We start from the raw sequence: 12802 nt of genomic DNA, 5'->3' as shown, positions 1-12802 counted from the left end.
TTATGGTTAGCCACACAGTTATTCACCTAAGTTATTTTTACTCGCGAAATTATTCAATCCACTGAAGGTTTCGCTTAGCGAATTGATGACGATGGCGGCTTTGTCTGCAAAGCGGCTGGTCAGGGCGCAGAGCCCAGGGTTATGGACCGACCTGGAACGCCAGGTGCTGACAGTGTGACGGTGCAAACAATCACAGGCGGAAAATATGACTACGCTTAATCTGTCACCCTCATTATTATATTTGTTGCAACTAAGAGGTTTTTAATGGAAAGCTCGTTTACTCCCATTGAGCAGATGCTAAACATCCGTGCTAATCGCCATAAAGATTTTCCGCTGCAGGAGATCATCCTGACCCGTCTGTGCATGCACATGCAGGGTAAGCTGCTGGATAATCGCAACAAAATGTTGAAGGCGCAGGGAATTAACGAAACTTTATTCATGGCGCTGATTACGCTGGACGCGCAGGAAAACCAGAGCATTCAGCCCTCTGAGCTGAGCTCGGCGCTGGGTTCTTCCCGCACCAACGCGACGCGCATCGCTGATGAACTGGAAAAGCGCGGCTGGATCGAGCGTCGTGAGAGCGATAACGATCGTCGTTGCCTGCACCTGCACCTGACGAAAAAAGGTAACGAATTCTTACGTCAGCTGCTGCCACCACAGCATCAGAGCCTGCAGTATCTGTGGTCCTCGCTGACCGATACCGAGCAGGAGCAACTGGAAGCCATCACGCGTAAGTTGCTTAACCGTCTCGATAAAATGGATGAAGATCAGGTTATCGCTTCCCTGTCGCGTTAATAGCAAGAACTGCGACACAATCACCCACCGAAATCGCTATTTTAATCCCCTTTTATCCGGCCAGCGTTGCAAACGCTGGCTTTTTCGACTCGGGCGACCGTGTTAATGGATCAACACATTCCGACTAAATGGCAAACGTGGAGAACGACATGAGTGCGACAGCGGAAGCTCAAAGCCCGCAACAGCCCGCGAACAAAAAGAAGAAGCGCAAAGGTGCGCTGATCCTGCTGGCTATCGTGTTTATCGTGATTGGTGTGGGTTATCTGGCTTACTGGTATCTGGTGCTGCGCCACTTCCAGGAAACTGATGACGCCAACATGTCAGGCAACCAGGTGCAGGTGATGGCCCAAGTTTCCGGCAGCGTGAATAAAGTGTGGTTCGAGGATACGGATCGGGTGAAAAAAGGCGACATTCTGGTGTCGCTGGATAAAACCGATGCGCAGCAGGCATTTGAAAAAGCGCAGACCGCGCTGGCCACCAGCGTGCGCCAGACGCACCAGCTGATGATCAACGGCAAACAGTATCAGGCCACCATCAAGCTGCAACAGACCGCGCTGGATCCGGCCGAATCCGACCTGAAACGTCGCGAGCCGCTCGGTGCCGCCAATCTGATTGGTCGCGAAGAGCGGCAGCACGCGCGTGATGCCGTGGCCACGGCGAAAGCCCAGCTGGACGTCGCGATTCAGCAGTACAACGCGAACCAGGCGATGATCCTGAATACCGACCTCGAAAACCAGCCGGCGGTAAAACAGAGCGCCGCTGAGCTGCGCGACGCCTGGCTGGCGCTGCAGCGCACCGACATCCGCAGCCCGATGGACGGCTATGTCTCGCGTCGCAGCGTGCAGGTCGGCTCACAGATCTCCACCAGCACACCGCTGCTGGCGGTGGTGCCGGCCACCAACCTGTGGGTTGACGCCAACTTTAAAGAGACGCAGCTGGCAGGCGTGCGCATTGGCCAGCCCGCCACGGTAATCAGTGATATCTACGGCGACGATGTGGAGTATCACGGCAAAGTGGTTGGTCTGGATATGGGCACCGGTAGCGCCTTCTCGCTGCTGCCAGCGCAGAACGCCACCGGTAACTGGATCAAAGTGGTACAGCGCCTGCCGGTGCGTATCGAACTTGATCCGCAGCAAGTGGCGCAATATCCGCTGCGTATCGGCATGTCCACGCTGGTGAAAGTGGATACCCAGAACAAAGATGGCGCCGCGCTGGCTAGCAATGTCCGCCCCCCCAGGCCGCGTATGAAAGTAACTCGCTGGCAATCGACCTTGCGCCGGTTAACCAGCTGATCACTGACATTGTCCGTGCCAACGCGCAATAACCTCGCGGGAGGCTGTTATGGCACAAAAGCCGCTTGAAGGTGCGCCGTTAGTCCTGATGACCATCGCCCTGTCGCTGGCGACGTTCATGCAGGTACTCGACTCCACCATCGCTAACGTGGCGATCCCGACCATCGCCGGTAACCTCGGGGCGTCCAACTCGCAGGGCACTTGGGTGATCACCTCGTTCGGGGTGGCGAATGCCATCTCGATCCCGATCACCGGCTGGCTGGCAAAGCGCGTCGGTGAAGTGAAGCTGTTCACTTGGTCGACCATCCTGTTCGCGCTGGCCTCATGGGCGTACGGCATGTCCGAAAGCCTGGAAATGCTGATCTTATTCCGCGTGATTCAGGGCGTGGTGGCCGGTCCGCTGATTCCTCTGTCGCAAAGTTTGCTGCTGAACAACTACCCGCCGGCCAAGCGCAGCGTGGCGCTGTCGCTGTGGGCGATGACGGTGATCGTTGCGCCGATCTGTGGTCCGATTCTCGGCGGCTGGATCAGTGATAACTATCACTGGGGCTGGATCTTCTTCATCAACGTGCCAATTGGCGTGGTGGTGGTGATGCTGACGCTGCAAACCCTGCGCGGGCGCGAAACCAAAACTGAGATCCGCCCGATCGATATGGTCGGTCTGGTGCTGCTGGTGGTGGGGATTGGTTCACTGCAGGTGATGCTTGACCGCGGTAAAGAACTCGACTGGTTTAGCTCAACCGAAATCATCGTGCTCACGGTGGTCGCTGTGGTGGCGCTGGCCGTGCTGCTGGTGTGGGAACTGACAGACGATCACCCGATTGTCGATTTGTCACTGTTTAGGAAGCGAAATTTCACCATCGGCTGTCTGTCGATCAGTCTGGCTTACATGCTTTACTTCGGCTCGATCGTCTTGCTGCCGCAGCTGCTACAGGAGATATACGGCTATACCGCCACCTGGGCAGGGCTGGCATCGGCGCCGGTGGGGATCATTCCGGTGATTCTGTCACCGATCATTGGCCGCTTCGCCCATAAGCTGGACATGCGGCGGCTGGTGACCTTTAGTTTTATCATGTACGCGGTGTGCTTCTACTGGCGTGCGTACACGTTTGAGCCGGGGATGGATTTCGGTGCCTCCGCGTGGCCGCAGTTTATCTAGGGGTTCGCGGTGGCCTGCTTCTTTATGCCGCTGACCACCATTACGCTGTCCGGCTTGCTGCCAGAGCATATGGCGGCGGCCTCCAGCCTGTCGCACTTTGTGCGTACGCTGGCGGGTTCAATCGGAACGTCGATCACCACCACCATGTGGGCAGACCGCGAATCGATGCACCACAGCTACCTGTCGGAATCGGTTAATCCATTCAATCCGAATTCGCAGCAAATGTATGACCAGCTGCAAAGCATGGACATGACGCAGCAGCAGGCGTCGGCTTATATTGCACAGCAAATTACCAATCAGGGCCTGATTATCTCGGCTAACGAGATCTTCTGGGCATCGGCGGGGGTGTTTTTGATCCTGCTGGTTCTGGTGTGGTTTGCCCGTCCGCCGTTTGGCGCAGCCGGTTTTGCCTAGTGATGTTTGATACTGAACCAATGAAACCCAGTAATACCGGCCGGCTGATTGCCGACATTCTGCCGGAAACGCAGGCCTTTGGCTGGTCGCGCACCGAGCCCGACGCCGCGCTGCTGGCTGCGGTGCAGACGGCCGATTATCAGCCGATGGTGGTGTTTCCCGGTGCCTATGCCGATCGCCAGGTGCTGACCACGCCGCCCACTGGCGGCAAGCCCCCGCTGTTTATCATGCTCGACGGTACCTGGACCGAAGCGCGCAAAATGTTCCGCAAAAGTCCGTGGCTGGATAGCTTTCCGGTGATGTCACTGAATGTGGCGACGCCGTCGCGCTACACGCTGCGCGAAGCCCATGCGCCGGGCCAGCACTGCACCGCCGAAGTGGCCGCCGCGCTGCTGGAACAGGCAGGTGATGTCCCGGCGGCGCAGGCGTTGCCGCAGCACTTTGAGCGCTTCCGTCAGGCCTATCTGGCCGGTAAACCCCACCATCCGATACACGAGCAAGCAGATAATTTCTGAAGCTGGCTCGCAGCCTGACATCGACAAATCGGCAACCGGCGTAAAAGCGTTTACAATCATGCCAATCCCGAGAGCAGGAGCGAATGATGAGCCAACGTGGACTGGAAGCGCTGTTACGACCGAAATCAATTGCGGTGCTGGGTGCGTCGGTAAAACCGGGCCGCGCTGGCTATCTGATGATGCGCAACCTGCTGGCGGGCGGCTTTGGCGGTCCGGTGTTGCCGGTCACGCCCAAATACAAGGCGGTCAGCGGCGTGCTGGCCTGGCCGGACGTGGCCAGCCTGCCCTTCGCCCCCGACCTGGCGATTATCTGCACCCACGCCAGACGCAACCTGGAACTGTTACAGCAGCTGGGAGAAAAAGGCTGTAAAGCCTGCATTATTCTCTCCGCGCCGACCAGCCAGCTGGAGGCGCTGAAAGCCTGTGCCAGCCAGTGGCAGATGCGCCTGCTGGGCCCCAACAGTCTGGGCCTGTTAGCCCCCTGGCAGGGGCTGAATGCCAGCTTCTCACCGGTACCGATTGCGAAAGGACGCATCGCCTTTATTTCGCAATCGGCGGCGGTTTCCAACACCATCCTCGACTGGGCGCAACAGCGTAACCTGGGCTTTTCGTGGTTTATCGCACTGGGCGACAGCTTGGATATTGATGTCGACGACCTGCTGGACTTTCTTGCACGCGATGGCAAAACCAGCGCTATTTTGCTCTACCTGGAACACCTGAGCGACGCTCGGCGCTTCGTTTCTGCCTCGCGTAGCGCAGCGCGTAATAAACTGATTCTGGTGATCAAAAGCGGTCGCAGCCATCAGGCACAGGCGATGATCGGCACCGCCAGCGGACTGGATGCCGCCTGGGATGCAGCCATTCAGCGCGCCGGTCTGCTGCGCGTGCAGGACACGCATGAGCTGTTTTCCGCCGTGGAATCGCTCAGCCACATGTGCCCGCTGCGCGGTGAGCGCCTGATGATTATCAGCAACGGCGCGGCCCCGGCAGCGCTGGCGCTGGATGAACTCTATGCGCGTAACGGCAAGCTGGCGACGCTGGATGAGCCCACGCTGCAGGCGCTGGCGGCCCTGCTGCCGGAAGGCATCGGGCGCGGTAATCCGCTGGATTTGAAAGATCATGCGACGCCCGCGCTGTACGTGGCCTGCGTAACACAGCTGCTCGACAGCCATGAACTGGATGCACTGATGATCATCCATTCACCCAGCGCCGTCTCTCCGGCCAGTGAAACCGCCGCGCAGATTATTGCGGCGGTGGCCGCGCATTCGCGGGGTAAGCAGGTGACGCTGCTGACCAACTGGTGCGGCGAACACTCTTCGCAGGAAGCCCGCCGCGCATTCACCCAAGCCGGCATTCCTACCTGGCGCACGCCAGAAGGCACGGTGACGGCATTTATGCACCAGGTTGAGTATCGGCGTAACCAGAAACAGCTACGCGAAACGCCAGCGCTGCCGCTGGGCCTGACGCAAAACAGCACCGAGGCACATCAGCTGCTGCAGCAGGCACTGGATAGCGGCATTACCACGCTGGATACCCATGAGGTGCAGCCCATACTGCAGGCTTACGGGCTGGCGACGCTGCCAACCTGGATCGCCAGCGACAGCCAGGCCGCTGCTACGATTGCCGACCAGATTGGTTATCCGGTGGCGCTAAAGCTGCGCTCGCCGGATATTGCGCATAAGTCGGATGAACAGGGCGTGATGCTCTATCTGCGCAGTGCGGCAGAAGTTGAACAGGCGGCAGACGCCATCTTCGATCGCGTACGTGAAACTCATCCGCAGGCGCGCATTGACGGTCTGCTGGTGCAAGCGAACCGCGCCGGTGCGCAGGAGTTGCGGGTGGTGGTTGAGCATGACCCGCTGTTTGGCCCGATCATCATGCTGGGCGAAGGCGGTGTGGAGTGGCAGCCGGACAAGCAGGCTGCCGTGGCGTTGCCGCCGCTGAATATGACGCTGGCGCGCTATCTGGTGATTCAGGCACTGAAGAGCGGCAAAGTTCGCAGCCGCAGCGCACTGCGACCGCTGGACATCACCGGTCTCAGCCAGCTGCTGGTACAGGTATCAAACCTGGTGGTGGACTGTCCGGAGATTCAGCGGCTGGATATTCACCCGCTGCTGGCATCTGCCAATACTTTTACCCTGCTGGACGTGACGCTGCAGCTGGCTCCGTTTCATGGCGACAGCGAAGCGCGGCTGGCAATTCGCCCCTATCCGCACCATCTGGAAGAGCAGGTGCAGCTTAAAGACGGCCAGCGCTGCCTGTTTCGGCCGATTCTGCCGGAGGATGAACCGCAGCTACGCGCCTTCATTGCCCAGGTCACCAAAGAAGACCTTTACTATCGCTACTTCAGTGAGATCAATGAGTTTACCCACGACGATTTGGCGAACATGACGCAGATCGATTACGACCGGGAGATGGCGATTGTCGCAGTACGCCAGCATAACGGTGCCGATGAGATCATCGGCGTGACGCGCGCCATCTCCGATGCTGACAATATCGACGCAGAATTTTCGGTATTGGTACGTTCCGACCTCAAGGGTCTGGGCATGGGCAGACGGCTGCTGGAAAAGATGATCCGCTATACGCGCGATCACGGCCTGCAACAATTGAACGGTATCACCATGCCGCATAATACCTGCATGATTACCCTAGCGCGAAAACTCAATTTTCGTGTGAATATTCAACTGGATGATGGCATTGTCAGCCTAAATTTACCGCTGGCTGACACCGGCGACCTGGCTGTAGAGAAAGGTAAAAAGCCTCCTTAACCGGCCGGTTGATGTTATTATTTACCGTTAGGATCATGATTTGATGGCAAAAGGCCATACAATGAACAGAGAAGAAGTGCACTGTGATGTTGTCTAAATTCAAGCGCAATAAACACCAACAACACCTCGCACAGCTGCCTAAACTGTCACAGTCCGTGTCGGATGTGACCACGCTTTACTCGCCCGCCGAGTTTCGTGAAACCCTGCTGACGAAAATCGCCACGGCAGAAAAACGCATCTGCATCGCCGCGCTGTATCTGGAAAATGATGACGGCGGGCTCAGCATCATGCAGGCGCTGTATGCAGCGCGTCAGGCGCGACCGGAACTGGATATCAGCATTCTGGTGGACTGGCACCGTGCGCAACGCGGCCGTATCGGTGCCGCGCGCGGCCTGACGAATGCCGACTGGTATTGCGAAATGGCGGCGGAGCATCCCGATATCGCGATTCCGGTGTATGGCATTCCGGTGAACACCCGTGAAGCGCTCGGTGTGCTGCATCTGAAAGGCTTTATCATTGACGATACGCTGCTCTACAGCGGTGCCAGCCTGAACGATGTTTATCTGCATCAGCATGACAAATATCGTTATGACCGTTATCAGCTGATCCGTAATCCGCAACTGGCGGACACCATGTTTCAGTGGATTGGTGAGAATCTCAAACATTCTGAGGCCGTTAATCGTCTCGACCAGGCCGAACGTCCCTCCAGCCCGGAAATCAAGAATGAAACCCGCCAGTTTCGTCAGGAGCTGCGCAGCTTCAACTATCAGTTTACCGGTGATGCCGGCAACGAATCACTGGCCGTCACGCCGCTGGTCGGGCTGGGTAAACGTAACCTGCTGAACAAAACCATCTTCCATTTAATGCCCTGCGCCGAGCGTAAGCTCACGCTGTGCACGCCGTACTTTAACCTGCCGGCCATTCTGGTGCGCCATCTGATCCAGCGGCTGCGTCAGGGCAAAGAGGTCGAGATCATCGTCGGCGATAAAACCGCCAACGATTTCTACATTCCACCACACGAGCCGTTCAAGATTATCGGTGCGCTGCCCTATCTGTATGAAATCAATCTGCGTCGCTTCCTCAGCCGGTTGCAGTATTACGTCAACAACGGCCAGCTGACGGTGCGTTTGTGGAAAGATGGTGATAACAGTTACCACCTGAAAGGCATCTGGGTTGATGACGAGTGGATGATGATCACTGGTAATAACCTCAATCCGCGCGCCTGGCGACTCGATCTGGAAAATGCGGTGCTGATTCACGATCCGCTTAACCAGCTGGCAGAGCAGCGCGATAAGGAACTGGCACTGATCCGTCAGCACACCACAGTGGTGAAACATTTCCGCGAGCTGGAGAGCATCTCTGATTATCCGGCAAAGGTGCGTAAGCTGATTCGCCGTCTGCGTCGCATCCGTATCGATCTCCTTATTAGCCGTCTGCTGTAGCATATGCGTGCGCTCATCCTCTGTGCGGGATTACTGTGTAGCGGATGTGCGCATGTGGCGCAGGACAGCTGGACCGGCCAGGATAAAGCACAACACTTTTTATCCTCTGCCGCCCTAGCTGCCGCCGGCAGTGAGATCTCTCAGCATCAACATCAGGGACGCGGGCAAAATCTGCGCTTCGGCATGCTCTTTTCGCTAAGCTTCGGCGTAGCCAAAGAAGCCTGGGACAGCCGCCCTGCCGGGAGCGGCTGGAGCTGGAAGGATCTTGGCTGGGATGTCGCCGGTGCGGCCAGCGGCATTACCCTATGGAACCTGAGCCAGTAATCACAGCGCAATCCCCTTGCCTTTGCGGTGCAGCATCAGCGATACCAGAAATGCCAGCGCGCCCATTGTCGAGACATACCAGAAGAAGGTGGTTTCGATGCCGTGCTTCTCCAGCAACAGCGCCACGTATTCGGCCGAACCGCCAAAGATAGCGTTAGCTACCGCATAGGAAAGCCCCACGCCCAGCGCCCGCACTTCCGGCGGGAACATCTCCGCTTTAAGGATGCTGCTGATCGCGGTGTAGAAACTGGTAATAATCAGCGCCAGCATTACCAGCTCGAACGCCAGCCCGCTACTTTGCACATTCTGCAGCAACATCAAAATCGGCACGGTACAGATAGCAGCGCCAGCGCCGAAGATCATCATTGATGCCCGCCGGCCAATCTTATCTGACAGCGCGCCCACAATCGGCTGAATCAGCATGAATACCAGCAGCGCGCCGGTCATCAACGCACTGGCGAACTAGGGCATTAAAGCAACCGACATTCCGGTGATTGAAGTGTTCAACTAAAACTGGCCACCGCTTTAGAGTTTTTCCAGTATCGGTTTTCCGATTCGTTTGGGGGTAACCCACCGTTATAGTCATGCGGCCTTAGCGAGCTGTAATATCCGACGATATAGTCTGTGATCGCATGTGCAGCTTCGCTAAAGTTTATATAACCTGTCACTGGCACCCACTCGTTTTTCAGACTTCTGAAGAAGCGTTCCATCGGGCTGTTGTCCCAACAGTTTCCACGTCGGATCATACTCTGCCTGATCCGGCAACGCCACAGTAACTGCCTGCTTGTATAGTGGCTACCCTGGTCACTGTGGAACATCGCTCCGGCTGGTTTACCGCGAGTTTCCCACGCCATTTCCTGCGCTTTGATGGTCAGCCTGCTGTCCGGTGAGAATGACATTGCCCAGCCTACCGGTTTCCTTGCCAACAGATCGAGAACAACAGCGAGGTAAGCCCAACGCCTGCCTGTCCAGATGTACGTCACATCGCCGCACCACACCTGATTAGGCTCTGTCACTGCGAACTGTCGCTCAAGGCGATTCGGGATAACGATGTGTTCATGACCACCACGTTTATACCGGTGGGTAGCCTTTTTTAATATGTCGTTTTCATTTCAATACGTTGTAGCTTTTTCTTCAGCTCGCGTATTTCAATCTGTTCCGGGGTTATAGGGGAGGCTTTAGGTATTTTGCCCTGTCGTTCATCCCGCAACTGTTTTCCCCATCGCGTCATGGTAGAAAGACCCACATCCATAGCATTGGCCGCAGCTGCAACGGTGTAGTTCTGATCAAGGACCAGTTGAGCGGCTTCGCGTTTAAACTCTGCGCTGAAATTTCTTTTTTTCATTATGGCACCTGTGTTGTTCTGAGGTGAGCATATCACCTCTGTTCAGGTGGCCAAATTTAGTGTGCCACTTCAAAGACATTGACGGACTCTGGCGCTTGAGATGTGCCGCTAATGAAATCATCGCTCGCCTTCAGCTGATGCCAATCGAAGCACCCAGCCCGCTGATAGCATCAACGGTTGAGGCTAAGGTCGGGTTTGAGTGAACGCGGGTCTGCACAGCCAGTGCGGCCAGCATCATGCAACGAATGCCGTTATTTGCGACCTCCAGAATACTGCGGCGACATGTAGCCGTTATCCGCTCCGGGTTTGCGGCGCTGGCGGCCATACTTCCGATTTCAGTAGTAGCCTTCAGTACGTAGGACTGAAACTTTTCTTTTGCCAGCTCATTAACCGGTACACAGGGCAGGCAATGCAGCTGAGTCAGCGCGCCGTCTATCAGCGTTGCGTCTTCGGTCAGATCGGTAAGCAACAGCAATTCTGGAACAGTCAGCTGATTAACCTGATCCGGATTCAGCTTGTTGCGCAGTGTCTGTGCTTTCATTCCTGCACGCTGCGCCAGCTCAGCCATGCTGTGCGTTAGTGCAAACTTGCGGCAGGCGTCGTCATACTGGTTATGGGTGGAAGTCTTAAAATCAAACATGTGCGAATCTCCCTATTCACTTAATGTGAATTAGTTGCCGATAATGAGCTGAAAGCGGGAATGCCCGAACGCTTTGCGCAATTGCTCCTCTTTCCAGCGTGCGTAATAAATACGGATCGGGCTGCTCGCTTTTTTACAACCTTTACGGATGGTGCGAGACTCAATGGGCAGTTGCGGGTTTTCGCCAGTAGTCCAGCGGTAGACGGTGCGAAGTGATATGCCTTCTAACTCGGCGAACTGTTCGGTAGTAACAATCGGTGCTGGTACTTTGATGATTGCGATTTCAGAGGCCATATAGCATGATTCCTTATTTGAAATATTATGACACCGATTGCCATTTGTTTGCCATCAACAAAACGAATCAGAATGCCAGTTTTGGCATTGGTCAACACGGAAATGCCATTTATGGACTTTGAAAGCCAGATTTCTAATGAGGAAGTTTTAGACCAGATTTGTCAGGTGTATGGCTTTAGCCAGAAAATCCAGCTCGCTAATCACTTCGATATCGCTGCCAGCACACTGCAAAATCGCTATACGCGGGGCAATGTCTCTTATGACTTTGCAGCTCATTGCGCCCTGGAAACTGGTGTAAACACACGATGGATTTTGACTGGCGAAGGCTCGCAGAGAAGTGACGAAAGCGCAGGCTCGTGTAACCGACTCCAGATCTTCACATTAAGTGAAGGAAGACTTGCGGAAATTGGGATTCTTATATATTGGTCATGAGCTTTTTGGGAAACCACTGAAAAATGCGATGTGTGTAAAAAGCGAAGGCAAAAGTTTTATCGTTGAAAAATACGCGCCGCTGGCTGATGGCTTGTAGATGTTGAAGGCGCAGTGAGCTTAAGAGAGGTGACCGTACTGTCCGGCAAACGGCTGCATGTTGCAGGCGGTAAGGTTCCTTTTGAGTGTGGCGCCGATGAGATCAAACACTTGGGCCGCGTTGTCGGAATTTACAGTGAGGTTGCCTAGGCTGTGTCCCTTAATTACATAACCTTTTGTAAAACAGCCGGATGCATCCCAGTTTCACCATCGCCAGATAATTCCTCGCCGTTTTGTCATAACGTGTGGCAATGCGGCGGTATTCTTTTGTCCGGAGTGGGCTTTGTCAGCCAGCACTGCATGGCCACGACGCTTCATGCTGCCGTTCCGGCGCTGAACACCAATACCGTCCAGAAGACGTTGTGCAAACTGGCTTTCGTGAGCCTGACCGGGACTCAGTACGATATTTAACGGCAGACCGCTTCCGTCTGTCGCCAGATGGATTTTGGTGCCAAAACCACCGCGAGAGCGACCCAGCCCATTATCTCCGGCGGTATCGGAATGTTTTTTTGCGCCCCGGCGGCGCACCTGAGTGCCCGGATATTGCTGCCATCCAGCGCAGTTGCGGACCAGTCAGCGAGACCATGAGCATCAAGAGAAGAAAGTAACCTGTTGAAAATAATGTTAATCACTCCCGATTTAGACCATCGATTAAAACGGTTATAAACGGTCTTCCATGGGCCATATCGCTCAGGCAAATAGCGCCATGGTGCGCCTGAACACAGCACCCAGAACATGCCGTTGATGATCATACGATGTTCAGCCCATGGACGTCCGGCCCGTGGTGTTGCTGGTTCAGCAGGTAATAAGGGCTGGATGATAGTGCATGCTTCATCGGGAAGGTCGTAGCGAGCCATAGTTCAATGTGTTGTGGAAACAGGTAGTTACTATATCTCAGGTGATTAAGGGACACAGCCTAGTAGACATCGGTAGATACTGGGCAACCCTAACCTTATGTATATTCTCAGTTTTATCAATCATTTTAGTGCCTTGATGAAACTACTTAAGAAATAAATTGGTTAAAAATTGATCATTTTCAATCGCTTGCAACCTTTTTTTGTTTTCTGCAAGGTTGATTTTGGAGATTTGAAACCCACATTTCCTCAGAAGGAACAAACGATGAGAAGTTTTGAGGGAGCTGAAGATAGAGGAAAGTTAGATTATCTCTTTGTGATGGGAGTTAGCCGGAACTTTTAAGTTATGTCATGACAAATTTTTCTTAAAAAAGTATTCTATATATAGCCTATAAAAAATATTTTTATTATTTTTTTGATATAAAACAGCCT

Annotated in this window: 6 protein-coding genes and 7 pseudogenes; 8 read left to right on the top strand and 5 right to left on the bottom strand. The window is 54.9% G+C overall.

What is annotated here, in order from left to right:
• Positions 1-264 precede the first annotated feature (264 nt).
• The 7 genes and pseudogenes from mprA to AC6I8M_RS16970 all read left to right on the top strand — a co-directional run bounded on the left by mprA (position 265) and on the right by AC6I8M_RS16970 (position 8709).
• Positions 265-795, top strand: a complete 531-nt coding sequence (gene mprA, locus AC6I8M_RS17000; RefSeq protein WP_010616772.1) for a transcriptional repressor MprA — start codon at positions 265-267, stop codon at positions 793-795.
• Between the two features lie 149 nt (positions 796-944).
• A pseudogene (gene emrA / locus AC6I8M_RS16995) lies at positions 945-2119 on the top strand (multidrug efflux MFS transporter periplasmic adaptor subunit EmrA).
• A 17-nt stretch (positions 2120-2136) separates the two neighbouring features.
• Positions 2137-3660: pseudogene (gene emrB, locus AC6I8M_RS16990) on the top strand (multidrug efflux MFS transporter permease subunit EmrB).
• Positions 3642-4175 (top strand): annotated as a pseudogene (locus AC6I8M_RS16985) (tRNA-uridine aminocarboxypropyltransferase); the annotation flags it as partial. The pseudogenes emrB and AC6I8M_RS16985, both read left to right, overlap by 19 nt.
• An 86-nt stretch (positions 4176-4261) precedes the next feature.
• Positions 4262-6943 (top strand): bifunctional acetate--CoA ligase family protein/GNAT family N-acetyltransferase, encoded by a 2682-nt coding sequence (locus tag AC6I8M_RS16980; protein WP_010616775.1) that lies wholly within the window; start codon positions 4262-4264, stop codon positions 6941-6943.
• A gap of 86 nt (positions 6944-7029) precedes the next feature.
• A complete protein-coding gene (gene pssA / locus AC6I8M_RS16975) occupies positions 7030-8385 on the top strand; it encodes a CDP-diacylglycerol--serine O-phosphatidyltransferase (RefSeq protein ID WP_010616776.1) in 1356 nt (451 codons plus the stop codon).
• Positions 8386-8388: 3 nt separating this feature from the next.
• Positions 8389-8709, top strand: a complete 321-nt coding sequence (locus AC6I8M_RS16970) for a YfiM family lipoprotein (protein WP_022548585.1) — start codon at positions 8389-8391, stop codon at positions 8707-8709.
• Here the strand turns inward: AC6I8M_RS16970 and AC6I8M_RS16965 are convergent.
• The 4 genes and pseudogenes from AC6I8M_RS16965 to AC6I8M_RS16950 form a co-directional block, all read right to left on the bottom strand.
• Positions 8710-9168: pseudogene (locus AC6I8M_RS16965) on the bottom strand (MFS transporter); the annotation flags it as partial. It lies immediately after the preceding gene.
• A 44-nt stretch (positions 9169-9212) separates the two neighbouring features.
• A pseudogene (locus AC6I8M_RS16960) lies at positions 9213-10054 on the bottom strand (IS3 family transposase).
• A 130-nt stretch (positions 10055-10184) separates the two neighbouring features.
• Positions 10185-10694, bottom strand: coding sequence for a phage regulatory CII family protein (locus AC6I8M_RS16955; RefSeq protein ID WP_498013519.1), 510 nt, complete (start codon positions 10692-10694; stop codon positions 10185-10187).
• A 30-nt stretch (positions 10695-10724) separates the two neighbouring features.
• Complete coding sequence (locus AC6I8M_RS16950; RefSeq protein WP_022548581.1) at positions 10725-10988, bottom strand: hypothetical protein; 264 nt, start codon at positions 10986-10988, stop codon at positions 10725-10727.
• A 111-nt stretch (positions 10989-11099) separates the two neighbouring features.
• On the opposite strand from AC6I8M_RS16950, the pseudogene AC6I8M_RS16945 reads away from it, so the two are divergent.
• A pseudogene (locus AC6I8M_RS16945) lies at positions 11100-11666 on the top strand (phage repressor protein CI).
• A 10-nt stretch (positions 11667-11676) separates the two neighbouring features.
• On the opposite strand, the pseudogene AC6I8M_RS16940 reads toward AC6I8M_RS16945, so the two are convergent.
• A pseudogene (locus AC6I8M_RS16940) lies at positions 11677-12373 on the bottom strand (IS5 family transposase).
• Positions 12374-12802 lie beyond the last annotated feature (429 nt).

This window comes from Type-A symbiont of Plautia stali, from assembly GCF_059731155.1.
The sequence above is the reverse complement of the archived record's forward strand: the minus strand, read 5'-3'. Positions and strand labels throughout refer to the sequence as shown.

What these genes read in the sequence shown, in the direction of transcription:
- mprA (WP_010616772.1), top strand. Translation starts at nt 265, where the DNA reads ATGGAAAGCTCGTTTACTCCCATTGAGCAGATGCTAAACATCCGTGCT.
- AC6I8M_RS16950 (WP_022548581.1), bottom strand. Translation starts at nt 10,988, where the DNA reads ATGGCCTCTGAAATCGCAATCATCAAAGTACCAGCACCGATTGTTACT.
- pssA (WP_010616776.1), top strand. Translation starts at nt 7,030, where the DNA reads ATGTTGTCTAAATTCAAGCGCAATAAACACCAACAACACCTCGCACAG.
- AC6I8M_RS16970 (WP_022548585.1), top strand. Translation starts at nt 8,389, where the DNA reads ATGCGTGCGCTCATCCTCTGTGCGGGATTACTGTGTAGCGGATGTGCG.
- AC6I8M_RS16980 (WP_010616775.1), top strand. Translation starts at nt 4,262, where the DNA reads ATGAGCCAACGTGGACTGGAAGCGCTGTTACGACCGAAATCAATTGCG.
- AC6I8M_RS16955 (WP_498013519.1), bottom strand. Translation starts at nt 10,694, where the DNA reads ATGTTTGATTTTAAGACTTCCACCCATAACCAGTATGACGACGCCTGC.